This is a genomic window from Micromonospora sp. WMMD737 (assembly GCF_049179055.1).
Classification (GTDB): Bacteria; Actinomycetota; Actinomycetes; order Mycobacteriales; family Micromonosporaceae; genus Micromonospora; species Micromonospora reichwaldensis.
Map to the genome: position 1 here is coordinate 6,332,119 of NZ_JBMHMH010000001.1, position 23,676 is coordinate 6,355,794.

The 23,676-nt window shown below is 72.4% G+C and carries 21 protein-coding genes; 17 read left to right on the plus strand and 4 right to left on the minus strand.

Features of this window, described 5'->3' with window-relative positions:
• Positions 1 to 44: 44 nt before the first annotated feature.
• Both ACN27A_RS28210 and ispH read left to right on the plus strand, forming a co-directional pair.
• Positions 45 to 629 carry a TetR/AcrR family transcriptional regulator gene (locus tag ACN27A_RS28210; RefSeq protein WP_421457614.1) on the plus strand — a complete coding sequence of 195 codons (585 nt, stop codon included), beginning with the start codon at positions 45 to 47 and terminating at the stop codon, positions 627 to 629.
• 104 nt (positions 630 to 733) lie between these two features.
• Positions 734 to 1,678, plus strand: coding sequence for a 4-hydroxy-3-methylbut-2-enyl diphosphate reductase (gene ispH / locus ACN27A_RS28215; protein WP_421457615.1), 945 nt, complete (start codon positions 734 to 736; stop codon positions 1,676 to 1,678).
• Positions 1,679 to 1,810: 132 nt separating this feature from the next.
• Here the strand turns inward: ispH and ACN27A_RS28220 are convergent, their stop codons facing one another.
• Positions 1,811 to 2,752 (minus strand): isopenicillin N synthase family dioxygenase, encoded by a 942-nt coding sequence (locus tag ACN27A_RS28220; RefSeq protein WP_421457616.1) that lies wholly within the window; start codon positions 2,750 to 2,752, stop codon positions 1,811 to 1,813.
• Positions 2,753 to 2,918: 166 nt separating this feature from the next.
• Between ACN27A_RS28220 and ACN27A_RS28225 the strand changes: the two genes are divergently transcribed.
• The 7 genes from ACN27A_RS28225 to ACN27A_RS28255 all read left to right on the plus strand — a co-directional run bounded on the left by ACN27A_RS28225 (position 2,919) and on the right by ACN27A_RS28255 (position 12,074).
• Positions 2,919 to 3,785, plus strand: coding sequence for a helix-turn-helix transcriptional regulator (locus ACN27A_RS28225; RefSeq protein ID WP_421457617.1), 867 nt, complete (start codon positions 2,919 to 2,921; stop codon positions 3,783 to 3,785).
• 246 nt (positions 3,786 to 4,031) lie between these two features.
• Positions 4,032 to 7,046 (plus strand): amino acid adenylation domain-containing protein, encoded by a 3,015-nt coding sequence (locus tag ACN27A_RS28230; protein WP_421457618.1) that lies wholly within the window; start codon positions 4,032 to 4,034, stop codon positions 7,044 to 7,046.
• The gene (locus tag ACN27A_RS28235; protein WP_421457619.1) at positions 7,046 to 7,804 is read left to right on the plus strand and encodes a leucyl/phenylalanyl-tRNA--protein transferase; all 759 of its coding nucleotides are present in this window, start codon (positions 7,046 to 7,048) and stop codon (positions 7,802 to 7,804) included. The genes ACN27A_RS28230 and ACN27A_RS28235 overlap by 1 nt, the downstream gene beginning before the upstream one ends.
• A gap of 17 nt (positions 7,805 to 7,821) precedes the next feature.
• Positions 7,822 to 8,565: an N-acetyltransferase gene (locus tag ACN27A_RS28240; RefSeq protein ID WP_421457620.1), complete on the plus strand. Its 744-nt coding sequence runs from the start codon at positions 7,822 to 7,824 to the stop codon at positions 8,563 to 8,565.
• Complete coding sequence (locus ACN27A_RS28245) at positions 8,562 to 9,611, plus strand: methyltransferase (RefSeq protein ID WP_421457621.1); 1,050 nt, start codon at positions 8,562 to 8,564, stop codon at positions 9,609 to 9,611. Before ACN27A_RS28240 ends, ACN27A_RS28245 begins: the two co-directional genes overlap by 4 nt.
• Before the next feature lie 102 nt (positions 9,612 to 9,713).
• Positions 9,714 to 11,438, plus strand: coding sequence for an acyl-CoA dehydrogenase family protein (locus ACN27A_RS28250; protein ID WP_421457622.1), 1,725 nt, complete (start codon positions 9,714 to 9,716; stop codon positions 11,436 to 11,438).
• A gap of 3 nt (positions 11,439 to 11,441) precedes the next feature.
• A complete protein-coding gene (locus ACN27A_RS28255) occupies positions 11,442 to 12,074 on the plus strand; it encodes a hypothetical protein (RefSeq protein WP_421457623.1) in 633 nt (210 codons plus the stop codon).
• A 28-nt stretch (positions 12,075 to 12,102) separates the two neighbouring features.
• Here the strand turns inward: ACN27A_RS28255 and ACN27A_RS28260 are convergent, their stop codons facing one another.
• Complete coding sequence (locus tag ACN27A_RS28260) at positions 12,103 to 12,591, minus strand: pyridoxamine 5'-phosphate oxidase family protein (RefSeq protein WP_421457624.1); 489 nt, start codon at positions 12,589 to 12,591, stop codon at positions 12,103 to 12,105.
• A 29-nt stretch (positions 12,592 to 12,620) separates the two neighbouring features.
• Positions 12,621 to 13,484, minus strand: a complete 864-nt coding sequence (locus tag ACN27A_RS28265; RefSeq protein WP_151453515.1) for a 3-hydroxybutyryl-CoA dehydrogenase — start codon at positions 13,482 to 13,484, stop codon at positions 12,621 to 12,623.
• Between the two features lie 240 nt (positions 13,485 to 13,724).
• Between ACN27A_RS28265 and ACN27A_RS28270 the strand changes: the two genes are divergently transcribed.
• The gene (locus ACN27A_RS28270; RefSeq protein ID WP_421457625.1) at positions 13,725 to 14,957 is read left to right on the plus strand and encodes a cytochrome P450 family protein; all 1,233 of its coding nucleotides are present in this window, start codon (positions 13,725 to 13,727) and stop codon (positions 14,955 to 14,957) included.
• Between the two features lie 89 nt (positions 14,958 to 15,046).
• Here ACN27A_RS28270 and ACN27A_RS28275 read toward each other — a convergent pair whose 3' ends face one another.
• Complete coding sequence (locus tag ACN27A_RS28275; protein WP_421457626.1) at positions 15,047 to 15,889, minus strand: AfsR/SARP family transcriptional regulator; 843 nt, start codon at positions 15,887 to 15,889, stop codon at positions 15,047 to 15,049.
• Between the two features lie 500 nt (positions 15,890 to 16,389).
• Between ACN27A_RS28275 and ACN27A_RS28280 the strand changes: the two genes are divergently transcribed.
• From ACN27A_RS28280 to idi, 7 genes are read left to right on the plus strand one after another with little or no spacing between them, the layout of a single operon-like run.
• The gene (locus ACN27A_RS28280; protein ID WP_421457627.1) at positions 16,390 to 16,563 is read left to right on the plus strand and encodes a hypothetical protein; all 174 of its coding nucleotides are present in this window, start codon (positions 16,390 to 16,392) and stop codon (positions 16,561 to 16,563) included.
• A 54-nt stretch (positions 16,564 to 16,617) separates the two neighbouring features.
• Positions 16,618 to 17,409: a thioesterase II family protein gene (locus ACN27A_RS28285; RefSeq protein WP_421457628.1), complete on the plus strand. Its 792-nt coding sequence runs from the start codon at positions 16,618 to 16,620 to the stop codon at positions 17,407 to 17,409.
• Between the two features lie 45 nt (positions 17,410 to 17,454).
• Complete coding sequence (locus ACN27A_RS28290) at positions 17,455 to 20,202, plus strand: AAA family ATPase (RefSeq protein WP_421457629.1); 2,748 nt, start codon at positions 17,455 to 17,457, stop codon at positions 20,200 to 20,202.
• Complete coding sequence (locus ACN27A_RS28295; protein ID WP_421457630.1) at positions 20,199 to 21,185, plus strand: L-tyrosine/L-tryptophan isonitrile synthase family protein; 987 nt, start codon at positions 20,199 to 20,201, stop codon at positions 21,183 to 21,185. Before ACN27A_RS28290 ends, ACN27A_RS28295 begins: the two co-directional genes overlap by 4 nt.
• The gene (locus tag ACN27A_RS28300) at positions 21,182 to 21,988 is read left to right on the plus strand and encodes a TauD/TfdA dioxygenase family protein (RefSeq protein WP_311414122.1); all 807 of its coding nucleotides are present in this window, start codon (positions 21,182 to 21,184) and stop codon (positions 21,986 to 21,988) included. Before ACN27A_RS28295 ends, ACN27A_RS28300 begins: the two co-directional genes overlap by 4 nt.
• Positions 21,989 to 22,045: 57 nt before the next feature.
• The gene (locus ACN27A_RS28305) at positions 22,046 to 23,011 is read left to right on the plus strand and encodes a UbiA family prenyltransferase (RefSeq protein WP_357579774.1); all 966 of its coding nucleotides are present in this window, start codon (positions 22,046 to 22,048) and stop codon (positions 23,009 to 23,011) included.
• Between the two features lie 21 nt (positions 23,012 to 23,032).
• Complete coding sequence (gene idi, locus ACN27A_RS28310) at positions 23,033 to 23,617, plus strand: isopentenyl-diphosphate Delta-isomerase (protein WP_421457631.1); 585 nt, start codon at positions 23,033 to 23,035, stop codon at positions 23,615 to 23,617.
• Positions 23,618 to 23,676: the final 59 nt, after the last annotated feature.

Below are 23,676 nucleotides of genomic sequence, written 5' to 3' on the forward strand. Positions count from 1 at the left end.
GACACGTTAACTCATGCACGCCTGTTCGACTTAGGGGAAGTTCCATGACTCGCCCACTCGCCAAGCCGACCCGCCGGGCCGACGCCCAGCAGAACGTGGAGAGGATCCTGGAGGCGGCGGTGAGCTGCCTGAGCCGCGACCCCGACGCCAGCGTCAGCGACATCGCGCAGGCGGCGCGGGTGGGCCGGGTGACCCTCTACGGTCACTTCCCGTCCCGGGACGCCCTGGTCGAGGCCGCGCTGACCCGGGTGCTGGCCGAGGGGGAGGAACTCCTGGCGGGCCTCGACCTGACCGGCGACCCGCGGGACGCGCTGCGCGTGCTGATCCGGTCGAGCTGGCTGCTGATCGCCCAGTCGAGCGCCGTGCTGGAGGCGGCCCAGGCGTCGCTGCCGCCCGAGCGCGTGCACCAGCTGCACGCCGAGCCGGCGCGACGCGTCGACCAGTTGATCCGCCGGGGCCAGGACGAGGGGGTGTTCCGGGTCGACCTGCCGGCCAGCTGGCTGACCGGCGTCCTGCACCACATCATGAAGGGCGCCGCCGCCGACGTGGCCAGCGGGCAGGTGGACCGGGCGGACGCCCCCCGCCTCATCTCCGAGACGGTCCTCGCCGCCTACCAGGTGAACGGGTAGCGGACGTCCCGGCGCCGGGCGTCGTCGCTGGTGCTCCATCGGGACCCCACCGGATTGCGAGGACGCGGCTCGATACTGCGGAGATGCGTGGGAAGGAGTGCGCGATGTCCGAAGCCGAGTCCGTAACGGTACTGCTCGCGGCACCGCGTGCGTTCTGCGCCGGTGTCGAGCGTGCGATCGAGATCGTCGAGCGTGCGCTCGCCAGCCGGGGCAGCCCGGTGTACGTCCGCAAACAGATCGTCCACAACGCGCACGTCGTCGCCGACCTGGAGTCGCGCGGCGCCGTGTTCGTCGAGGAACTCGCCGAGGTGCCCGCCGGCGCGACCGTGGTGTTCTCGGCGCACGGGGTGTCGCCCGTGGTGCGCGCCGAGGCCGACCGGCTCGGCCTGGAGGTGTTCGACGCGACGTGTCCGCTGGTGGCGAAGGTGCACACGGAGGCGCGCCGGTACGCCGACCGTGGGGACACCGTCCTGCTCGTGGGGCACGCGGGGCACGAGGAGACCGAGGGCACCCTGGGCGAGGCACCGGAGCGGATGCTCCTCGTGCAGTCGCTGGAGGACGCGCACGCGGTCCAGGTGCCCGACCCGGACCGGGTGTCGTACCTGACCCAGACCACGCTCGCCGTGGACGAGACCGCCGAGGTGCTCGACGTGCTGCGCCAGCGGTTCCCCGCGCTGCGCGGGCCGTCCTCGGCCGACATCTGCTACGCCTCGACCAACCGGCAGGCGGCGTTGCGTACGGTCGCCGAGGAGTCCGACCTCGTGCTCGTGGTCGGCTCGACGAACTCGGCGAACACACAACGGCTCGTCGAGCTGGCCCGCCGCGCGGGCCGACCGGCCCACCTCATCGAGGACGCGGCGGAGATCCTGCCGGAGTGGCTGGCGGGTGTCAGTACGGTCGGGGTCACCGCGGGCGCGTCTGCCCCGCCGCGCCTGGTCGAGGGCGTGGTCGAGGCGCTGCGGGCGCGCGGGCCGGTGACGGTGGTGGAGCGCGAGGTCGCCCGCGAGACCATCGAGTTCACCGTGCCGGGCGCGGTGCGTTCCCTCTGACACCGGACCGCCGCCCGGCGGGCCGCCCGGTGCCGATGCGCTGGGCGTGCCGAACGCCCGGCGGCCGCCACCGCGCGGCGCCCGTCGGCCGACCGCGTCTGCGGGGCGGTCCGGCGGGCGCCGCGGGGTCGGCTACGCGGAAGCCTGGTACGTCGACTGCATCTTGTGCGAGAACCACTCGCCGACGGTCACCCGGTCGAGCCCGGCCTCGGCGCTCTCCTGGGCCAGCGGGCGCATGGGCTCGATGGTGGTGTCGTGGTTGGGCAGGTAGAAGAAGGGGATGGAGACGCGCGACGGCGCGTCCGTCCCCTCCGGGTTGACCACCCGGTGCACGGTCGACGCCCACCGGCCGCCGGTCCAGAACGCCATCAGGTCGCCGATGTTCACCACGAAGCTGCCGGGGATGGCGGGCACGTCCAGCCAGTCGTCGTCGCCGCGCCGCACCTGGAGCCCGCCCAGCTCGTCCTCCACGTAGAGCACCGTCAGGCTGCCCCAGTCGGTGTGCATCTCCCGCCGCAGCACGCCGTCGTCGGGCGTCGGGTAGTAGTAGTTGGCGATGATCAGGGACACGTGCTCGTCGAACTTGCTGTCGAAGAAGTTCTCCGGCAGCCCGAGGGCGAGCGCGAACAGCCGCATGATGTCGGCCGACAGCTCGGTCATGGCGGCGATGTACTCGTACCAGACCGCCTTGAAGTCGTCGTCCGGCCAGATGTTCGCCGCCTTCCAGGTGGCCGGGTGCGTGCCGAGCCGCGCGCGCTCCTCGTCGCTCAGGTCGCCCGTCACGTGCGCGGCGAACGCCTCGTACGGGCCGCCCGGGCGGCGCAGGCCCGACACCCCGGAGCCGCGGTTCGCGCTCCGGTCCTTCTCCTCCTCCGGTCGGGTGAAGAAGGTCTTCGTGGTGGTGTACATGCGGTTCACCAGCTCCCGGGGCACGCCGTGCCCCACGACGGTGAAGAACCCCGAACCCTCGCACGCCTTGCCGATGGCTGCCGCGATGGCCGCGCGCCCCTCGGCGGTGGTGCGGCCCGACAGGTCGATCGCCGGTACGAAATCCTGGACCACAACGGGTTCCACAACTGCCCGCCTCTCTCGCGACGTCATTACATTGATCGAAGCAATCCCGGGTCACCCGTTGGCAAGCCGCTGCGGTGTCGCTTCCCCCACGTGCGGGTAATTGCTCGGCGTACCTGACGGTAAGGCAATGTTGAGACCGGCAGACATTCACGTGCACGATTGCGTCGTGGCATACGAGGACGAGCAGTTGTCGCAGATGGTCGGGGCGCTCGCCCAGGCGGGCCGCCCGCTGTCCGGGGACGCCGTGGGTCGGCTCGTCGCCGATCCGCCGGGTGTCGTGGCGGATCCTGCCATGCGCCTGCTCGTCGCCGCCGCGGCGGGGGACCCGCTGCTGCTGGCCGCGCTGCGCGAGGGGATCCGCGTCGAGGGCGTCACCGCCGGGCCCGGCCGGGCGCGGACGCCGAAGCGGGTCCAGGAGCTGGTCCGTGCCACGTTGCGCGGCGCGCCGACCGGATCGTGGCAGCTGCTGCGGGTGGCCGCCGTGCTCGGTCGGTCCTGCCAGCTCGCGGAGCTGACGGCGATGACCCGGCGGAACACCGCCCAGCTGCTGCCGGACCTGGACGCGCTGCTCGACGCCGGTCTGCTCGACTGGGTGGGCGACGACCTCGCCTTCCGGCACGAACTTGTGTGGTGGGCGGTGCTCGACGCCCTGCCGCCCGCCGTGCGGCAGGCGCTCCGCGCCGACCGCGACCGGCTGCGCCGGCGCCGGACCGTGACCGGTGCGTCCCGCGCCGCCGACCCGTCGGCGGAGCCCGTGGCCCCCGCCGACCTGCGGCGCAGGATCGGGCTGCGCTCCGCGCCCGCCGCCCGCGAGTACCGCCCGGACGCCGGCGGCGCGTGGGAGTCGTTCAGCGGCGTCGAGCGGGCCATCGCGCGGCTCGTCGCCGAGGGCATGACCAACCGGCAGATCGCGACCCGGGTACGGCTGTCGCCGCACACGGTCAACTACCACCTGCGCGGCCTGTTCCGCCGGCTGGGCATCTCGTCGCGGGCGGAACTCGTCCGCCACGTGCCGGTCTCCTCCGCGGCGTAGCGGGCGCTCCGGACCTTCCGGACAGCACTGCGACATAGCGATTTCCGGCGTCCTTCACGTTGAATTCGACGAAGGGTGGACCGCGCCCAAATGACTACCCTGATGAGTAGTGTCAATTCTGGTTCCATGCTCATTCTGGTAGTCGGGGGAACCGCCCTCAGGCAGTAGTGTCGCCCGTATCGAATTTCGTTGGGTCAGCGGCAGGTAAATCCACGGGTACGACCGTGCTCACACCCGAGGGAAAACATGAACATCCGTACGCAACCGCGTGTCCACGAACTCATCGCCGTCCGCGCGGCGTCGCAGCCCGACCGGACCGCGGTCGTGCAGGGCGACGCGCACGTCAGCTACGCGGAGCTGGAGCGCCGGGCGAACGGCCTGGCCCGCCACCTCGTCGACGAGGGCGTCGGCGCGGACTCCGTGGTCATGGTCCACCTGGAACGCTCCATCGACGCCATCGTCGGCCTGCTCGCCATCTGGAAGGCGGGCGCGGCCTACCTGCCCGTGGATCCGGGGCTGCCGGACAGCCGGGTCGAGGCGTTCGTGAAGGAGACCGACTGCACCACCGTCATCACCCACGCCCGCGACCTGGCGCGTTTCGCCGACCTGCCGGTCAGGGCGCTCACCGCGGGCGTCGCGGACGGCGCCGCGACCGCCCCGGCCGTGGCGGAGGGCGGCGGGGACGCCGCCTACATCATCTACACGTCGGGATCCACGGGTACGCCGAAGGGCGTCGTGGTCAACCACGACTCGCTGAGCCACCTGTGCGGGGAGTTGGTCGGCCGCTACGGCGTCACCCCCGACGACCGGGTGCTGCAGTTCGGCGCGCTCTCCTTCGACACCTCCATCGAGCAGATCACGGTCGCGCTGCTGGGCGGGGCGACGCTGGTGCTGCCCGAGCTGAGCTGGGCGCCCAGCGAGCTGCCGGAGCGGCTGCGCCACCACGGGGTCACCGTGATGGACCTGACCCCCGCGTACTGGCGCCGCTTCCTCGCCGAGGCCGGCGCGGGGGCCGGCGACCTGCCGGTCCGGCTGGTGATCGTGGGCGGCGAGGCGGTCAACGCGGAGGACTGCCGCACGGCGCTGGACCTGATGCCCGGGGTACGGCTGGTCAACGCCTACGGGCTCACCGAGACCACGATCACCTCCTGCCTGATGGAGCTGACCGCCGACGTGCTGCCCGCCCGCGGCGCGGCCCCCGTTGGCCGGCCGCTGCCCGGCACCGTCGTGTACGTCCTCGACGAGCACGGCCGGCCGGTCGGCCCCGGCGAGCGCGGTGAGATCCACATCGGCGGTCGCGGCGTGGCGCGCGGCTACCTGACCGAGGACGACGCCGGCCGCTTCCGCGCGGACCCGTTCGCGTCCGAGCCCGGCGCGCGGATGTACCGGACCGGCGACCTGGGCGCCTGGACCGCCGAGGGCAACCTCGAGGTGATCGGGCGCATCGACCGGCAGGTCAAGATCCGTGGTTTCCGGGTGGAGCCCGGCGAGATCGAGGCGGCGTTGGCGGCGCACGACGACGTCGACACGGTCGCCGTCACCACCTACGAGCACGACGGCCAGCGGCGCCTGGTCGCGTACCACACCGGCCCACGGCCCCTGGACGTCGCGGAGCTGCGCGAGTTCGTCGGCCGCCACCTGCCCGACTACATGGTGCCGACGGCGTTCGTCGCCCTCGACGAACTGCCGCTGAAGACCAACGGCAAGGTCGACCTGGCCGCGCTGCCCGCGCCGGGCACCGCGACGGTCGCCGCCGAGGCGGCGGACGACGCACCCGTCGACCTGGTGGAGCGCGGCGTGACCCGGCTGTGGGGGCAGGTGCTCGGCGTGCCGCGGGTGCTGCCGGACGACAACTTCTTCGCGCAGGGCGGCAACTCGATCCTCGCCGCCGAGCTGCTCGCGAAGATCCGCGGCTCCTTCGGCGTGCTCATCACCCAGGTACGTCCGCTGATCCGGCTGCTGCTGGAGGACGCGACGCCGCGCGGCCTGGCGCGGGCGGTGCGGGAGGCCCGGGAGGGCACGCTCGCCGGCGACGACACCCGCAAGCGGGTGGACTTCGCCGCCGAGACGGAGCTGGACGTGCAGGTCCGGCGCGACGTGTCCGACGAGCCGCGCTGGCAGGACCCCCGCCACGTGTTCCTCACCGGCGCCACCGGCTTCCTGGGCATCTACCTGCTGCGGGAGCTGCTGACGAGCACGGACGCCGTGGTGCACTGCCTCGTACGCGCCGACGGGCCGGAGCAGGGCCTGGCCCGCATCCAGGCCAACGCGCGGCACTACTTCGGCGAGGACCTCGCCGGTCACCAGGCGGCGGGCCGGATCGTCGCCGTCCCCGGCGATCTCGCGGCACCCGGGCTCGGCCTGTCCGAGGCGGCCTTCGACGAGCTGGCGCGCACGGTCGACGTCATCCACCACCCCGGCGGGGCCGTCAACTTCATCTACCCGTACTCGCACATGCGGCCGGCGAACGTCGACGGCACCCGCGAGATCATCCGGATGGCCGCGCGGCACCGCAACGTCCCGGTCCACTACACGTCGACCATGGCCGTCGTCGCGGGCTTCGGCACCGCCGGCGTCCGGCACGTCGACGAGGACACTCCGCTGGCGTACGCCGACCACCTCTCCGTCGGCTACGTGGAGAGCAAGTGGGTGGCCGAGGCGCTGCTGCACCGGGCGGCGGAGCAGGGGCTGCCGGTGGCGATCTACCGGGCCGCCGACATCTCCGGCGACCGGGTCAACGGCGCGTGGAACATCGCCACCGAGATGTGCGCCATGAAGAAGTTCGTGGTGGACACCGGCACCGCCCCCGTCGCGGAGCTGCCGCTGGACTACACGCCTGTCGACGTGTTCGCCGCCGCGGTCGCGCACATCGCCCGGGCGTCCCGGCCTGCCGGCGAGGTCTACCACCTCACCAACCCCGGGAAGGTCAACATCTCGGTGCTGGTCGAGCGCCTGCGGGCGTACGGGCACGACATCCGCGAGGTGACCTGGGCCGAGTGGCTCGACGAGATGGTGCGCGTCGCGGTCGAACAACCCGACCATCCGATGACCCCCTTCGCACCGCTGTTCATCGACCGCTGCGCGACGGGCCAGATGAGCGTCGCGGAGATGTACCTGGAGACGACGTTCCCCGTCTTCTCCCGCACCAACGTGGAGCACGCGTTACGCGGCAGCGGCATCGAGATCCCGACGGTGGACGCGGAGATGCTCGACCGCTACATCGGCTACCTGACCCGCACCGGGTTCCTGCGGGCCGCGTGATGGGCTGGGAGACGCTCGACCTCACCCACGCCCCCACCGAGGGCCCGGTCGCGTTCGGCGACGACCTGTCCGCGACGACGCTCCTCGGCGCCTACCGGCACGGGCTGTTCCCCTTCCCGGCCGACACCGAGGAGCGGAAGATCGTCAGCGAGTTCACCTACGAGGCGGACGTCGCCGCCGGCCGGATCGCGGTGCTCGCCGGGAGCGCGGACCCGTACGCCGTCGCCTGGTGCTCGCCCGACCCGCGCCCGGTGATCCGCGTCGACCAGGCCCGCATCCAGCGCAGCCTGCGGCGGCAGCTGCGCAACAAGGTCGAGTGGACGACGACGCTCGACGTCTGCTTCGACCGGGTGGTCCAGCACTGCCGCGTGGGCCGCGAGCCCCGGTGGCTGACCGACCGGCTCGTGTCGGCGCTGCGCGAGCTGCACGCGGCGGGGCACGCCCACAGCGTCGAGGTGTGGGAGGGCGACGAGCTGGTCGGCGGCACGTTCGGCGTACGCGTCGGCGGCGTGTTCAGCGCCGACTCCCAGTTCGCCCTGCGCAGCGGCGCCGCGAAGGTCGCGGTCGCGTGCCTGGTGCGGCGCGTCGCGGAGAGCGGCGGCGTGGCGGTCGACGTCCAGCACGACGGCGACCACGCGAAGCTCATCGGCGCGGTCGCGGTGCCCCGTACCGAATACCTGGCGCTGCTGCGCAGGCACGCCGACGACCACTGCGCCATGCCCGCGGACCCGCTGCCCGCGCGCAGCCTGGCCGCCTGACCGAGGGAGGTGACCCCGTGCGCGTGCTGACGCTCGCGGAGCGACCGGACCTGCTGGACGGGATGCTCCACATGGAGGCCTCCTGGCCCGAGTACATCCCGCCCGAGCCGATGGTGGTCGGCTGGGCCCTCGACCGGTACCCGGAGCACCAGCTCGTGGTGCTCGACGCCGACGACAAGGTGGTGGCCCGCGCGGCCGCCGTGCCGTTCGCCTGGGACGGTGACCCGGCGAGCCTGCCCGACACCGGCTGGGACGCGGTGCTGGGGATGAGCATGCTCGACACCGCCGCCGGCCGCCGGCTCACCGCGCTGTGCGCGCTGGAGATCGCTGTGGTGCCGGGCATGCAGGCCCGGAACATGTCGGGGCGCGTCCTGGCTGCCGTCAAGGACAACGCCCGCCGGCACGGCTACCGCGACGTCGTCGGGCCGGTGCGCCCCAGCGGCAAGCACGCCGAGCCGCACGAGCCGATGCCGGAGTACGCGGCCCGGACCCGCGACGACGGGCTGCCGGCCGACCCGTGGCTGCGCGTGCACGTCCGGGCGGGCGGGGAGGTCCTCCAGGTCTGCCCGGCCTCCATGACGATCTCCGGCAGCCTCGCGCAGTGGCGCGACTGGACCGGGTTGCCCTTCGACACCAGCGGACCGGTCGTCGTGCCGGGTGCCCTGACCCCGGTCGCGGTGAACGTCGACCACGACCACGCCGTCTACGTCGAGCCCAACGTGTGGGTTCGACACCCCCTCGCGGAAAGGCATGCCTCATGACCAGCACCGTTCCGGCCACCCTGGCCTCCAAGATCCGCAACCGCGCCGCCCTGATCGAGATCATCGGCGGCTACATGGCCTCGCAGTCGCTCGCGCTCGCCGCCGAGCTGAAGCTCGCCGACCACATCCACGACGGCCGGGTCACGAGCGCGCAGCTCGCCGAGGCGACGGGTACCCACGCGCCGTCGCTGCACCGGCTGCTGCGCACCCTCGTGGCCATCGGCGTGCTGGTCGAGCCGGCGCCCGGCGAGTTCCGCCTGACCGAGGTGGGCGAGCAGCTGCGCACCGACTCGCCGAACTCGCTGTGGGCGTTCACCCGGTTCTTCACCAACCCCACGCTCTTCGCGTCCTGGCAGCAGGTGCGGCACACCATCGAGACCGGCGAGTGCGCCTTCGACCACGTGCACGGCAAGAACGCGTACGTGCACCTCGCCGAGAACCCCGAGCTGTCCGCGCTGTTCAACGTGGCGATGGGGCAGGAGTCGAGGGCGTCCGCCCAGCTCGTCGCCGACGGGTACGACTACTCCGGCGTGCGTACCGTCGTGGATGTCGGCGGCGGCGACGGGACGCTGCTCGCCGCGATCCTCGGCACCCACGCCCACCTGCGGGGGGTGTGCTTCGACAGCGCCGCGGGCGTGGCCGAGGCCGCCGGTGTGCTCGCCACCGCCGGGGTCGCCGACCGGTGCGAGATCGTGGCCGGCGACTTCTTCTCGTCGGTCCCCGAGGGCGGCGACCTGTACGTCATCAAGAGCGTCTTCCAGGACTGGGACGACGAGAACGCCCGGAAGCTGCTGGCCACGGTGCGTGCCCACATCCCCGCCGACGCCACGCTGCTGATCGTCGGATCGGTGCTGCCGGACACCGCGAACACCGACAACCCGGTGATGTTCTACACGGACATCAACATGCTGGTGACCGCCGGCGGCCGGGAGCGCACCGAGAGCGAGTTCCGGTCCCTGCTCGCCGAGACCGGCTTCACCGTCGAGTGGTGCGGCCACGGCGCCGCGGGCCCTCTCTCGCTGATCAAGGCCGTGCCGGCGAGCTGACCCACGTCGAGGACCGGGCCACGGGCGCACCCGCTCACGCGAGTCGAACGTGGCCCGGCCCGTGTCCCGATCCAGACCCACCCGCGCAACGGGGAGGCAACGATGACCAGACCGAGTTTCGGCAGCGAACTCCTGCGCGGCAGGCTGCGGGTCGACCTGCTCGACCCGCTGCCCGACGCCGGCCTCGACGCCGACGCCGAGGCGTTCCTCGCGCGGCTGCGCGCGTTCTGCACCGACAAGGTGGACGGCCGGCTCATCGAGCGCGAGGACCGGATCCCCGACGAGGTGGTCGACGGCCTGCGCGACCTCGGCGCGTTCGCCATCAAGCTCCCCAGGGAGTACGGCGGGCTCGGCCTGTCCGGGGTCTGCTACCACCGGGCGCTGATGATCGTCAGCACGGCGCACTCCTCGCTCGGTGAGCTGCTCGGCGCGCACCAGGCGATCGGCCTCATCCAGCCGCTGCGGCTGTTCGGCACCGACGCGCAGAAGCGCGAGCTGCTGCCGAGGTGCGTACGCGAGCTCTCCGCCTTCGCCCTCACCGAGCCCGACATCGGCAACGACCCCTTCCGGATGCGGACCACCGCCACCCCCACCGGCGACGGCGGCTACCGCCTCGACGGGGTGAAGCTGTGGACGACAAACGGCACCATCGCCCATCTGATCGTGGTGATGGCCCTGGTCCCGCCCTCGGAGAGCGGCCCGGGAGGCATGTCCGCGTTCGTGGTGGAGGCCGACGCGCCGGGGGTCACGGTGGAGCACCGCAGCTCCTTCCTGGGGCTGCGCGGCCTGGAGAACGGGGTCGTCCGGCTGCACCGGGTCGTGGTGCCCGCGAGCCGCCGGATCGGGCCGGAGGGGCAGGGGCTCCAGGTGGCGCTCGCCGCGCAGGACACCGGCCGGCTGTCGATGCCCGCCGTCTGCGCCGCCGCCGCCAAGTGGAGCCTGAAGATCGCCCGCGAGTGGTCCGGCGTCCGCGTGCAGTGGGACCGGCCGATCGGCGAGCACGAGGCGGTGGCGGGCAAGATCGCCTACATCGCGGCGACCGCCTTCGCGCTGGAGGCCATGGTCGAGGTGTCCGGCCGGCACGCCGACGCCGGCGTGCTGGACACGCACACCGAGGCCGAGCTCGCGAAGCTGTTCGCGTCGGAGCAGGCGTGGCGGATCGTCGACGAGCTGATGCAGATCCGGGGCGGTCGCGGGTACGAGACCGCCGAGTCGGCCGCCGCGCGCGGCGAGCGCGGCGTCCCCGTCGAGCAGCTGTTCCGGGACCTGCGCATCGGCCGGATCTTCGACGGCTCCAGCGAGGCGCTGCGGGTGTTCGTCGGGACCGACGCGCTGGCGGACGAGGAGGGCCCGTCGGAGGGGTCCGCGCCGTCCGCGCCGCCGCCCGACTTCGGCGTGCTGGCCGGGCACCTGTCGTCCGCCGCCGCGACGTGCGCCGAGCTGGCCCGGCACCTCGACCGGGGCCGGGAGCGGTGGGGCGAGGCGGTCGCCGAGCGGCAGCTGTTCCTCGGCCGCGTCGTGGACGTCGCCGCCGAGCTGTACGTGATGACCGCCGCCTGCGTGTACGCCAGGGCGCTCGGCGGCACGGCGGTCGAGTTGGCCGACGCGTTCTGCCGACAGTCCCGGCAGCGGGTGGCGGAACTCTGCCGGGGGCTGTGGGCCAACACCGACGCCGACGACGTCGCGGTCGCCCGGCGGGTGCTGGACGGCAGCTTCACCTGGCTGGAAGAGGGCGTGCTCGACGCGTCCATCGAGGGGCCGTGGATCGCCGAGCCCGTACCGGGACCGGCGAGCGGCCCGAACCTGCACCGCACGATTCGGAGGTGACTAGTGGACGAGCACGTGGCAGAGCTGGTGGCACAGGGCCGGCGGTCGCTGGAGCTGGCGCCCAACCGGTTCCTGGAGCTGCTGGAGCGCGGTGAGGTGTCGGCCGACCGGCTGCGCGCCCTGGCCGGCGAGCTGTACCACCTGGTGTCCAGCGACCGGAGCAGCTTCGCGTTCCTGGCGGCCCGCTTCCCCGAGCCGCTGTTCCTGGCCATGGCGGGCGCCGAGGAGGAGGCGCTGGACCTGCTGCCGGCCTTCGCCGCCGCCGTGGGCCTGGGGGAGAAGGAGCTGCGGGCGCACGAGCCGCGACCGCTGGCCCAGGCGTACCCCTCCTTCATCGTCCGGACCGCCGTGTTCGGGCCGCGGTCGGCGATCCCGCTGGCCCTGCTGGTCAACGTCGAGGAGTCGGGCGGCTTCTACGCCCGGATGGCCGACGCCCTCCAGGCGCGCTACGGGTTCTCCGACGAGGCGGTCGCGCACTTCCGCTACTTCGCCGAGACGCCGGACGAGGTGCTGGAGCAGGCGGCCGGCGTGGTGTCGACCGGCCTCGCGGCGGGCGACGACCCGGTGGAGGCGCTGCGCGCGGCGCGGATGGTGCACGCCTACGAGGCGGTGTTCTGGGCGACGATGGCCGAGTGACCCCGGGACCGGGGTGGACCCGCCCCGCTCAGGGCAGGTCCACCTCGATCCGGCGGTCGATCCGGTCCTCGATCCAGGTGCTGGTGTCGACGAGCCACACGCGGTCCACCGAGATCTGGTAGATGCGGTGCTCTGCCGGCGGCAGCAGCGCCGACACGGGCAGGGTGTACTCCGCCCTGCTGGCCTCGTCCGGCAGCAGGGCGTCGTAGAACGTCGCGTGGTGTGCGCGTACCTCGTCGGCGGTCAGCTCCCGGCAGGTGCCGGTGAACTGGGCGCCGTCGACCTCGGTGAGCCCGCCGTCGCCGGTGACGAAGAGGGCCCCGCTCACCGTCGGGCGGGCCGCCACGTGCCTGCTGTGCCGGGACTGGGTCGCGGAGCCGAACAGGAAGCGCAGCGGGTCGGGCAGCCACGCGTACTGCAGCACCGCCGTCCACGGCTGGCGGTCGGGGGAGACGGTGGACAGGGACAGGTACTTCGCGTCGGCGACGACGCGGTGCAGACGGTCGACGAGGTCCATGGTTCGGCCCACCTCCGCGGGGGACGGGCTCATCGCCCGTACTCGTAGAAGCCCCGGCCGCACTTCTTGCCGAGCATGCCGCCGGCCACCATGCGGGCGAGCAGCGGCGGCGGCGAGTAGTGCGGCTCCCGGAACTCCCGGTACAGCGACTCGCTGATCGCGGCCACGATGTCGAGCCCGATCAGGTCGACGAGGCGCAGCGGACCCATCGGGTGCGCGCAGCCGAGCGTCATCGCCTTGTCGATGTCGGCCACCGACGCCATCCCGGACTCCACCATCCGCACGGCGGAGAGCAGGTACGGGATCAGCAGCGCGTTCACCACGAAGCCCGCGCGGTCCTTGGCGCGGACGACCTGCTTGCCGAGCACCTCGGTGACGAACGCGTCGACGGTCTCGACGGTCCGCGGGTCCGTACGCACCGAGCCGACGACCTCCACGAGGGGGAGCACCGGCGCGGGGTTGAAGAAGTGGATGCCCACCACCTGCTCGGGCCTGGCGGTGACGCCGCCGAGCTTCACGATGGGCAGTGAGGACGTGTTCGAGCCGAGGATCGCGTCCTCGTCCTCGACGACCTTGTCGAGGGTGGCGAACACGTCGAGCTTGATCGACTCCTGCTCCGAGGCGGCCTCGACCACCAGCTGCCGGTCGGCGAAGTCCGTCAGGTCGGCGGTGAAGGACACCCGACCCAGCGTCGCGTCCCGATCCGCCTCGCTGAGCTTGCCCCGGCCCACCGCGCGATCCAGCGACGCGGTCAGCCGCGCCCGGCCCGGTACGAGGGAGGCCGGCCGCGACACCGCGACGAGCACGTCCAAGCCGGCCCTCGCGCACGTCTCGGCGATCCCGGCGCCCATGACCCCGCACCCGACGACGCCGACCCGGCGAATCCTGTCCATGTTTCTGCCTCCGCACACGCGTTAACAATTGGGGTTGCCGCGGAATTCGGTGAGTAGGGCGGGATCGCCGCTCCCTGACACGTGTCGTGGTAGGACGATAGGTTGGTCAGCCGGCCTGACGCAATGATCTGCGCCTTTGTCCAGGCGAATTCGTGGCGGGCGCGAGAAAGCGGTTACCCGACAGTTCCCGATTGACAGTTACCTTTCTCTGCGTACCCTCACCATCGTAGGAGGCGCACTATGGTCGACTTCAGCGCTGCCCCCACCACCCAGATCGACAGTCGCGGCGGCAAGTGCCTGTACGCGCAGATCGACGAGTTCCGTGCGGCCGGCCCCGCGGTGGCCGTCGAGCTGCCGGAAGGCATGTTGGCCTGGTCGATCACCCGCGGCGACGTGGTCCGGCGCCTGCTGACCCACCCCGGGGTCTCCCGCAACGTCAAGAAGAACGTGCCCAGCTACACCCCCGGCGAGATCAAGTGGCTGTCGCCGTGGGTGGACGTCGAGTCCATGTCCACGGCGGAGGGCCGCGAGCACCAGCGCCTGCGGCAGCTCGTGGCGCCGGCGCTGACCCCGAAGCGGATCGACGCGATGCGTCCGCACGTGGAGCTCGTCGCCCGGCGGCTGCTCGACGACCTGGCGACGCACCCGGCGGACGAGCCGGTCGACCTGCACACCATCTACTCCCAGCAGTTGCCGACCAGGGTGATCTGCGACCTGTTCGGGGTGCCGGACGACCTGCGGCCCGAGGTGCTGCGCATCCTGCGCGTGGTGTTGAACACCGACAACGTGCCGGAGGAGGAGTCGGCCGCGGTCTACGTCGACATGAACGTCGCCATGCGTACGCTGATCGACCTCAAGCGCCGTGAGCCGTCCGACGACCTGACGAGCTTCCTGATGGCGGCCCGGGTGGAGGGTGAGGAGCCGCTCAGCGAGCAGGAGCTGGTCGACATGCTGCTGCTGCTCATCGGCGGCGGCAGCCAGACGACCGTGACGCTGATCGACCACACGGTCCGCGAGCTGCTCGCCAACCCGGACCAGCTGGCGACCCTGCTGGCCGACCCGGCCCGCTGGCCGGACGCGATCGAGGAGGCGCTGCGGGCGCACTGCCCGGTGGCGGCACTGCCGATGCGCTGGGCGAAGGAGGACATCGACCTCGGCGAGGGGGTCGTCATCCGGGCGGGCGACGCCATCCTCATCAGCTACCTGGCGCACGGCCGCGACCCGGCCGTCCACGAGAACCCGGACGTGTTCGACATCGACCGGGAGAACAAGGAGCACCTCGCGTTCGGGGCGGGTCCGCACTTCTGCCCCGGCGCCCGCCTGGCGCGCCTGGAGGCGGTCGTGGCGGTGCCGGCGCTGTTCGCCCGCTTCCCGCGCCTCGCGCTGGCCGTGGCGCCGGACGAGATCCAGCCGCTGCGCTCGTTCATGGCGAACGACGTGGCGTCGCTGCCGGTGCTGCTGAACCACCGGTAGGCGGACACGACGCCGCCCGGCCCGCGACGCGGGCCGGGCGGCGGTGCGTCCGGGGGGCCGTCGGTACGGCGGGCGGTCACGGCCGTGGGTTAGTGGGTGAGTGCGGGGATCTGGATTTTGGCGTCGTGTTCGAGGATGCGTTGTTGGAGTTCTTGGAGGCTGCGGCCGGGTTCGAGGCCGAGGCCGTCGACGAGGGCTTCGCGGGTGCGTCGGTAGACGCGCAGGGCGTCGACTTGGCGGCCGCTGCGGTAGAGGGCGAGCATGAATTGGTGGCAGAGGCGTTCGCGGAGGGGTTCGGTGGCGGTGAGGATTTCGAGTTCGGGGGTGATTTCGCGGTGTCGGCCGCAGGCGAGTTCGGCGTCGAGGCGGTCTTCGAGTGCGGAGAGTCGTTCGTCTTCGATGGCGGCGAGTTCTGACCAGCAGGTGCCGGTTTCGACGAGGTCGGCGAGGGCGCGTCCGCGCCAGAGGGTGAGTGCTTCGGTGAGGAGTTGGGCGGCGCGGGTGGGGTTGTTGGTGGTGGTGGCGTGGCGGCCTTCGCGGACGAGTCTGCGGAAGCGGTAGAGGTCGATGGTTTCGGTGTCGATGCGGAGTTGGTAGCCGGGTGGGTGGGTGCGCAGGGTGGGGTTGGTGGTGGGGTCGGTGTTGTGGGTGAGCATGCGGCGGATGCCGGAGACGGCGTTCTGGACCATTTTGCGGGCGGTGGGGGGTGGGTTGCCGTCCCACATGGCGTGGAGGATTTGGCTGGTGGCGACGACTTTGTTGGCGTTGAGGAGGAGGTAGCCGAGGATTGCGCGTTGGCGGATTCCGCCGAGTTCGAGGTGGTGGCCGTTGTTGGTGACTTCGGTGCTGCCGAGTACGGAGAAGCGCATGGGTGTGCTCCGGTGTTTCGGTGTGGGGGTGGGGTGGGTGTTGAGTTTCCCATCGGTGGTCATTGGGGAGGCACCCCTAGGGCACCCCGCAGGAGGTGTGGGTGCATGGTGGGGGTTATTGGGTTGGCAGTGTGGAGTTGCTGGTCAGGCATTGTCGGGTGGTGGTGGGGCGTGAGTCCGTCATCCGGGTCCGATGAACGGCGCACGTGCACACGGGGAAAGGTGCCGGTGAGCTGCCGAAGGTTGCTCCCACGGCCGGTGGGGAGCAATTCCCCCGGCCCGCGGCGCCGGCGGCCCCGCCGCATGTGACCCTTGCCACGCAAGGGCTTCCTGGGCTGGGAGTCCACCCTGGACACCGCGCTCGCGGCGCCCGGACGGCCGGGTCAGGTATTGACAAAAGTCACCGGGCCTGCCGCGTGTGACGGGTATGAGCGATTCACGAATGCGCTGTGACGAACCTTCGCGCAGACGGTGAACGCAGACCTTGTTGAAACACGTACCCGTCCAGCAGGTTTAGATGGCGTTCCGCACCACCGGGCCAAGCTGTGCGAGAGGGGACTCCCATGTCTGTCAACGCGACCGAGATTCTCAATGCCTTCTTCTTCGACGGTGCCGACGCTCCGGGGGACGGTGACGTGCGCATCGACGTCGTGGACAGCTGGACCACCAGCGACCTGGCGGCGGTCCGGCCCACCACCATCAGCTGGAGCGAGGCCCGGGTGGACTCGGCCCGCTGACGGATCCGGGGCGACCGCCACCGGCGACCACGAGCTGATTCGCGGGGGAACGAGATGACGGACACCGACCTGTGGGTGCGACGGTTCCACCCGGCGGACGAGGCGGTGACCAGGCTGCTGTGCCTGCCGCACGCCGGCGGCTCGGCGAGCTACTTCGCCCGGGTGGCCAGGACGCTCGCACCCGAGGTCGACGTGCTCGCCGTCCAGTACCCCGGTCGGCAGGACCGGTTGCGGGAGCCGGGCCTCACCTCGGTCCACGAGATCGCGGACCGACTGGTGACGGTGCTGCTGCCGCTGGTCGACCGGCCGCTCACCGTCTTCGGCCACAGCCTCGGCGCGACCATCGGCTACGAGGTCGCGCTGCGGCTGCGGCAGGCGGGCGTAGGCCCGACCGCGCTGTTCGTCTCCGGCAGGCGGGCTCCGCACCTGCGCAAGGAGGAGCGGACCCACCTGCGGGACGACGCCGGCCTGATCGCCGAGGTACGCGCCCTGGCGGGCACCGACAGCGCGCTGCTGGAGGACGAGGACGTGCTGCGGATGGTCCTGCCGGCCATCCGCTCGGACTACACCGCGGCCGAGACCTACGAGTACCGGCCCGGGCCACGCCTGGACTGCCCGATCGTCGCGCACATCGGTGACAGCGACCCGCGGGTGACGGTCGACGAGGCGAAGGCGTGGCGGGAACACACCGACGCGGGGTTCGAGTTCGTCGTCCACCCGGGCGGTCACTTCTATCTCAACGACAACATGTCCGCGGTGCTGCGCAGCATCAGGGCGCACACCCGGTCGCTCAGCTCGGCCTCGCGCGGCGCCGCCACGGTCGCCCACGCCGAACAACCGGGGTGAGTCGCCGGTCGACCCGAGCCTCAGGAGTGTCCGGAGGTGACCCAAATGGCACTGATCGAGAGAGAACACCTGCTGTCCGACCTCGTCGAGACGTACGCGACGGCTGCCGCGGGCCAGGGCCGGGTCGCGCTGGTCGACGGCGGCGTCGCCAGCGGGAAGACCCGACTGGTGAACGCCGTGACCGAGGTGGCCGTCGGCGAGGGCGCGCTGGTGCTGACCGCCGCCTGTTCGGTCGCGGAGAGCATGATCCCCCTGGGGGTGGTGGGACAGCTGTTCCACAGCCTCCGGGCCCAGACCACCTCGACCGGCCACCTGCCGCTGCTGCGGCGCGACACCGGGCCGGCGGGTAACCCGGACGCCCCCACCCTGCGGCACGGTGACGCGCAACTGCTGGAGGACGTCTGCCAGGTCCTCCTCGACGTGGCCGCCGACAAGCCCCTGGTGGTGGTCGTCGACGACGTCCAGTTCGCGGACTCCCTGTCGTTGCAGGCGCTGCTGTACCTGCAACGGCGCATCCGGTTCGCGCGGGTGCTGCTCGTGCTGAGCGGATGCGTGGGCGCGCGGCCCGAGGCGGCGGCGTTCCGCGCGGAGCTCACGCGGCAGCCGCACTGCCGTCACCTGCGGCTGCTCCCGCTGTCGCCCGAGGGCGTCGGGCGACTGCTCGCCGAGCGGATCCGGCCGGAGGCCGCCCGGCGGCTCGCCGCGTCGGCGCACGCCGTCAGCGGCGGCAACCCGATGCTCGTACACGCGCTGCTCGACGACGCCCTCACCGGCGCCGACGGGGACGTCGCGCCGACGGTGGGCGCGTCGTTCGTCCAGGCCGCGCTCGCCTGCCTGCACCGCAGCGACCCCCGGCTGCTCGACGTCGCCCGCGCCCTCGCGGTCGTCGGCCCGTCCGCGTCCCCCGGGCTCGTCACCGGGCTGGTGGGCCTCTGCGCGGCGACCACCCGGCAGGTGCTCGGCGCGCTCGCCGAGGCGGGCCTCACCGAGGGGCACTCCTACCACCATCCGGCGGTACGCGCGGCGGTGCTCGACGACTGCCCGCCGCAGACGCAGTCGGACCTGCGGTCGCGGGCCGCGCTCCTGCTCCACGAGGACGGCGCGTCCGCCGCCGAGGTGGCCGCGCACCTCGTGGGCGTCGGTGGGCCGGCCGGATCCTGGGCCGTGCCGGTGCTGGTCGCGGCGGCCGGGGAGGCCGTCGCCGGCGGCGCCGCACGGCACGCCGTGGACTGCCTGGAACTGGCGCTGCGATCCACCGAGGACGACCGCGAGCGGGCCGCCGTGGAGGCGGCCCTCGTCCGGGTGCACTGGCGCAGCGACCCCGAGGCGGTTCCGCGGCACCTGTCGTCGCTGGCGGGGGCGGCTCGCGCCGGCCTCCTCGACGAGGCCGACACGCTGCTGCTCGCCCGGTCGCTCGCCTGGCAGGGCAGGCACGACGAGGCGGTGGAGGCGCTCGACGGGGTGGGCGACCTCACCACGCACCCGGACCCCGACCTCGGCGCCGACGACCTCGCCACCCGCGAGTGGCTGCGGCACTGCCGCCCGCACGGCGGCGACGGTCCGGGCGACCCCGGGCCGGGCGCGGCGGTCGACCGCGCCGAGGAGGTGCTGCAACGCGCCCGCCCCGGTGACTCCCTCCTGGTGTCGGTGTGGCACGCGCTGCGGGTGCTGATCGGCGCCGACCAGCTCGACCGTGCCGCCGACTGGTGCGAGAAGCTGGCGGAGGAGGCCGAGTCGCACGGGATCACGAGCTGGCGGGCCGTCCTGACCGACGTACGGGCCGCCGTCGCGCTGTGCCGCGGCGACCTCGCCGCCGCCGAGCGGCACGCGCGCGACGCGCTGGCCACGATGCCGCCCACCGCGTGGGGCGTCGCCGTCGGCTCGCCGCTCGCGCACCTGGTCCTGGCCTGCACGATGACCGGGCAGCTGGCCGAGGCCGAGGCGGCCCTGCGGGAGCCGACGCCGGCCGCGATGCGCCAGAGCCTGTTCTGGCCGCAGTACCTGCGGGCCCGGGGCGTCTACTACGACGCCGTGGACCGGCGGCACGCCGCGCTCGCCGACTTCCAGACCGCCGGCCAGCTCGCCGTCGGTTGGGGCGCCGACGACCCGTCCGCGCTGCCGTGGCGGGTCGACCTCGCCCGGCTGTACGTCCGGATGGGCCGGCCCGACCAGGCCCGGAAGCTGGTCACGGAACACCTGGCGCTGCCGGGTGGCGACGCCCCGCGCGCCAAGGGCATGGGGCTGCGGGCGTTGGCGGCGGCGTACGCGCCGAAGCAACGGCAGGTGATGCTGCGCGAGGCGATGGACCTGCTGCACGCCAGCGGCGACCGGCACGAACTCGCGCACGTCTTCGCGGACCTGAGCCAGACCGGGCACGCCCTCGGCGAGTTCGGGCGCGCCAAGATGATGGGCGCGCACGCCCTCCAGCTCGCCGAGGGCTGCCACGCCGAGCTGTTGCGGCGCAAGCTCAAGCCGTCCGACGACACCCTCGAAGCCGGGGTGGCCGGCGCGAAGGACGGGCTCGCCACGCTTACCGACGCCGAGCGCCGCGTCGTGAACCTGGCCGCCCGCGGGCACACCAACCGCGAGATCGGCGACCGCCTGTTCATCACCGTCAGCACCGTCGAGCAGCACCTGACGCGGGCCTACCGGAAGTTGAAGATCAGCACGCGTACGGAGCTGGTGCACATCGACCCGCCGAAGGGCGCGCGTGGCACGCGGCGCCGGCGCGTCGCCCCGGTCGGCCCGCCCTCGGGCGACAAGGAAACCACGATGCGATCGGACACGACATGACCGTTGCCGAGGACGAACAGGTCGGTAGCCGGGAGCGCACGCTCGCCCGGCAGATACTCGAACTGGTCTTCCGCTTCCGCCGTCTCGAGCACGCCGACGACCCGTGCGGGGCGCAGCCGTGCGACGACTGCTTCGCGACCCACGAGGAACGGGTGGGCCGGTACGTACGCAGCGGCGAGCCGCTGCACTTCGTGCTGCCGGCGTTCCCCGCGAAGTCCCGCAACCCGGAGAAGGTGGTCGGTTCGCTACCCGACCTCGGTGAGCGGATCTCCGTGGAGTTCCTCCAGTCCTTCTGCGAGCAGGTGAGCCACTACCACCCGGCGGGCGCGCGGATCCTCATCTGCTCCGACGGTCACGTCTTCTCCGACCTGCTCGGCATCCCCGACGAGGACGTGACCGCGTACCGCACGGAACTGCAACGCATCATCGACCAGACCGGCGCGTCCTCGGTCTCGATGTACTCGCTCGACGACGCGTTCGGGGCGATGTCCTACGACGAGATGCGCGCTCGGCTCCTCGCCGGGTACGCCACGCCGCTCGCGGACATCCGCGCCGAGGTGCTGACCGACCTGGGCGCCCGGTCGCTGTTCAACGGCATGCACCGGTTCATGCTCGAGGACCAGGGCCCGCTGCACCCCGAGCTGAGCCGGACCAAGCTGCGCGAGCACTGCAAGGAGTTCGCGTACCAGATGATCCGGCGCAGCCGTGCCTGGGGAGACCTGGTGGGCACGAAGTTCCCCGACTCGCTGCGGCTGTCGATCCACCCGCAGCCCCGGCACGCCGAGAAGATCGGGCTGCACCTCATCCGGACCAGGGACAGCTGGCTGACGCCGTGGCACGGCGTCGTCCTCGACGACGGCGTCAACCTGACGCTGGTCAAGCGGAGCCAGGCCGAGCGGGACCGGGCCTCGCTGGTCTGGCGCAACGGCCGGCCGAGCCACTACGTCAACCCCCACTTCCGGCAGGAGGAGATCGCCTCATGACCACGGCAGACGAGCTGCGGGTGCAGCGGACGCCGCTGGCGCCGTTCGGCACGCTGGTGACGGCGGAGCACGACGGCGCCGACCTGCGGGACATCGCGCCCGCGACGCTGGAGCGCTGGACGATCGAGTCCAAGGTGGTCGTGCTGCGCGGCTTCCCCCTGCTCGACACGGAGGACCTCGTCGCCTATTGCGAGACCTGGGGCGAGGTGCTGACCTGGGACTTCGGCGCCGTCCTGGACCTGGTGGTCCAGGAGGACCCGAAGAACTACCTGTTCAGCCGTACGGACGTGCCGTTCCACTGGGACGGCGCGTTCGCGCGGGCCGCGCCGCGGTTCTTCCTCTTCCAGTGCCTCGAGGCGCCGGTGCCCGGCGGCGGCGGCGAGACGGTGTTCTCCGACAGCACCGACGTGATCCGGCGCGCCTCGCCGGAGCTGGTGCGCGAGTGGGCGGCGACGGAGGTCAGCTACCGCACGGAGAAGCTCGGCTACTACGGCGGCGAGACCGTGTCGCCGCTGCTCACCACGCACTCGGAGACCGGCGAGACGATCATGCGGTACGGCGAGCCGCTCGACCCGGAACGCTACCGCAACCCGGTGTGGGTGACCATCGGCGGCAGGTCGGCGGAGGAGGCCGAGCCGTTCATGGCCGACCTGCGCGAGCGGCTGCACCACCCGGACGTCTGCTACCACCACGAGTGGGTCGACGGCGACATCGTGGTCGTCGACAACCAGGCGCTGCTGCACGGTCGCAACGCCTTCCGCGGCAACTCCTCCCGGCACCTCCAGCGGATCCAGATCCTCTGACCCCGGTCAGGGCCCCGCGGGTGCCACCGAAGGTCCTCAACCCCGAAGGAAGACACCATGACCGTCGAAGAGGCGCGCGCGGGCGCGTCCACACCGGCGCCGGCCACCGCGCGGCGCCCGATCTACCACTCCATCCGCATCCGCCGGGTCGAGTTCCTGCCCGTGATGCTGGCCATCTACGCGATCCCGTCGCTGCTGTCGGTCGACGACCTGAGCACCCTGGCCTCGGTCCACTTCGCGCTGGTGATCGTGATGGCGCTGTCCATCATGCACTTCATCGACATGACCAACGCGTACGCCGACCGCGACGTCGACGCCGTGTACAAGACGTGGCTGTCCCAGGCGGTGTACGGGCTGGGGCTGCGCAACGTCCGCTGGCAGATCGCCGCCACGGGCGCGGGTGTGCTGGCCCTCGCGACCTACTTCACCTTCCGCACCGGGCACTGGGACATCCTGCCCCTGGTCGCGTTCACCCTCTGGATCGGCGCCCAGTACTCCATCCCGCCGGTCCACCTGAAGAGCTCCGGCGTGGGGCAGATCCCCGGCCTCGCCGCCGTGCTGATCTGGCTGCCGATGCTCGTCGTCGTCCGGTCGGTGCCCGGTGAGCTGTCGTGGCCGCTGCTGGCCGTGATCATCGGCTTCGGGCTGAACCAGGTCGGCATCGTCATGGTCAACACGGCCGAGGACTGGCCGGAGGACGCGGCGTTCAACATCCGCACGTGCGTACGCGCGTTGGGCCTGACCCGCGCGATGGCCGTCGCGAGCGGGCTGATCGCGGTCGGCGGCTCCACGGTGTGCGTGTCGGTGCTCGCCATCGGCGGCTTCACCTGGGGTGCCGTGCCGATGATCGCCGCCATCGCGTTCGCGTTGGTGCACGTGTCGGGCACCTGGCGCGGCGTGCGCGGCAAGCCCCTCACGGACGCGCTGGCGTTCCTGCGGCCCCGGGCGAAGCTGGTGCCGTTGCAGGTGGCGAGCACCGGCTGGGGAACCGTGATCGCCGCCGCCTTCGCACAGGCGAGCTGAGTCCCGGTGGGGAGGGACACCATGGCGCAGGTCGTGCTGCTCGACGAGGAGGGACGGCCGGTGGGCGCCACCGAGGGCGCGACGGTGCACCACCTGCGTACGCCGTTGCACCTGGCGTTCTCCTGTTACGTCTTCACCAGCGACGCGAAGCTGCTGCTCACCATGCGCAGCGACCGGACGCGCACCTGGCCGGGGATCTGGACGAACTCGTGCTACGGGCACCCCGTGCCGGGGGAACCGGTCCCCGCGGCGGTGACCCGCACCGTACGCGCCGAGCTCGGCCTGTCCGCGCCCGCGCCGGAGCTGGTCCTGCCCGCCTTCCGGTACCGCGCCACGATGGACAACGGCGTGGCGGAGAACGCCGTGTCCCCGGTGTTCCGGGTGGTGACCGACGACCGCCCCACCCCCGACCCGGCCGCCATCGGCGACTTCGAGTGGGTCGCCTGGGCGGACTTCGTGTACGCGGTGGGCACCGGCGACATCTCCGTGTCGCCGTGGTGTCGCCTCCAGGTCGCCGAGCTCGTCACCCTCGGCGACGATCCGACGCGGTGGCCCACGGCCGACGAGTGCCTCCTGCCCGGCGGGACGCTGACGGCCACCGGCTGAGCGGCGCGCGGCGGACCGTGCCCACCGGCGGGGTGGGCGCGGTCCGTCGTCCGTTGCGG

What these genes read in the sequence shown, in the direction of transcription:
- idi (WP_421457631.1), top strand. Translation starts at nt 23,033, where the DNA reads ATGGCGCAGGTCGTGCTGCTCGACGAGGAGGGACGGCCGGTGGGCGCC.
- ACN27A_RS28285 (WP_421457628.1), top strand. Translation starts at nt 16,618, where the DNA reads ATGACGGACACCGACCTGTGGGTGCGACGGTTCCACCCGGCGGACGAG.
- ACN27A_RS28265 (WP_151453515.1), bottom strand. Translation starts at nt 13,484, where the DNA reads ATGGACAGGATTCGCCGGGTCGGCGTCGTCGGGTGCGGGGTCATGGGC.
- ACN27A_RS28295 (WP_421457630.1), top strand. Translation starts at nt 20,199, where the DNA reads ATGACCGTTGCCGAGGACGAACAGGTCGGTAGCCGGGAGCGCACGCTC.
- ACN27A_RS28305 (WP_357579774.1), top strand. Translation starts at nt 22,046, where the DNA reads ATGACCGTCGAAGAGGCGCGCGCGGGCGCGTCCACACCGGCGCCGGCC.
- ACN27A_RS28260 (WP_421457624.1), bottom strand. Translation starts at nt 12,591, where the DNA reads ATGGACCTCGTCGACCGTCTGCACCGCGTCGTCGCCGACGCGAAGTAC.
- ACN27A_RS28245 (WP_421457621.1), top strand. Translation starts at nt 8,562, where the DNA reads ATGACCAGCACCGTTCCGGCCACCCTGGCCTCCAAGATCCGCAACCGC.
- ACN27A_RS28250 (WP_421457622.1), top strand. Translation starts at nt 9,714, where the DNA reads ATGACCAGACCGAGTTTCGGCAGCGAACTCCTGCGCGGCAGGCTGCGG.
- ispH (WP_421457615.1), top strand. Translation starts at nt 734, where the DNA reads ATGTCCGAAGCCGAGTCCGTAACGGTACTGCTCGCGGCACCGCGTGCG.
- ACN27A_RS28290 (WP_421457629.1), top strand. Translation starts at nt 17,455, where the DNA reads ATGGCACTGATCGAGAGAGAACACCTGCTGTCCGACCTCGTCGAGACG.
- ACN27A_RS28280 (WP_421457627.1), top strand. Translation starts at nt 16,390, where the DNA reads ATGTCTGTCAACGCGACCGAGATTCTCAATGCCTTCTTCTTCGACGGT.
- ACN27A_RS28270 (WP_421457625.1), top strand. Translation starts at nt 13,725, where the DNA reads ATGGTCGACTTCAGCGCTGCCCCCACCACCCAGATCGACAGTCGCGGC.
- ACN27A_RS28210 (WP_421457614.1), top strand. Translation starts at nt 45, where the DNA reads ATGACTCGCCCACTCGCCAAGCCGACCCGCCGGGCCGACGCCCAGCAG.
- ACN27A_RS28300 (WP_311414122.1), top strand. Translation starts at nt 21,182, where the DNA reads ATGACCACGGCAGACGAGCTGCGGGTGCAGCGGACGCCGCTGGCGCCG.
- ACN27A_RS28230 (WP_421457618.1), top strand. Translation starts at nt 4,032, where the DNA reads ATGAACATCCGTACGCAACCGCGTGTCCACGAACTCATCGCCGTCCGC.
- ACN27A_RS28235 (WP_421457619.1), top strand. Translation starts at nt 7,046, where the DNA reads ATGGGCTGGGAGACGCTCGACCTCACCCACGCCCCCACCGAGGGCCCG.
- ACN27A_RS28275 (WP_421457626.1), bottom strand. Translation starts at nt 15,889, where the DNA reads ATGACCACCGATGGGAAACTCAACACCCACCCCACCCCCACACCGAAA.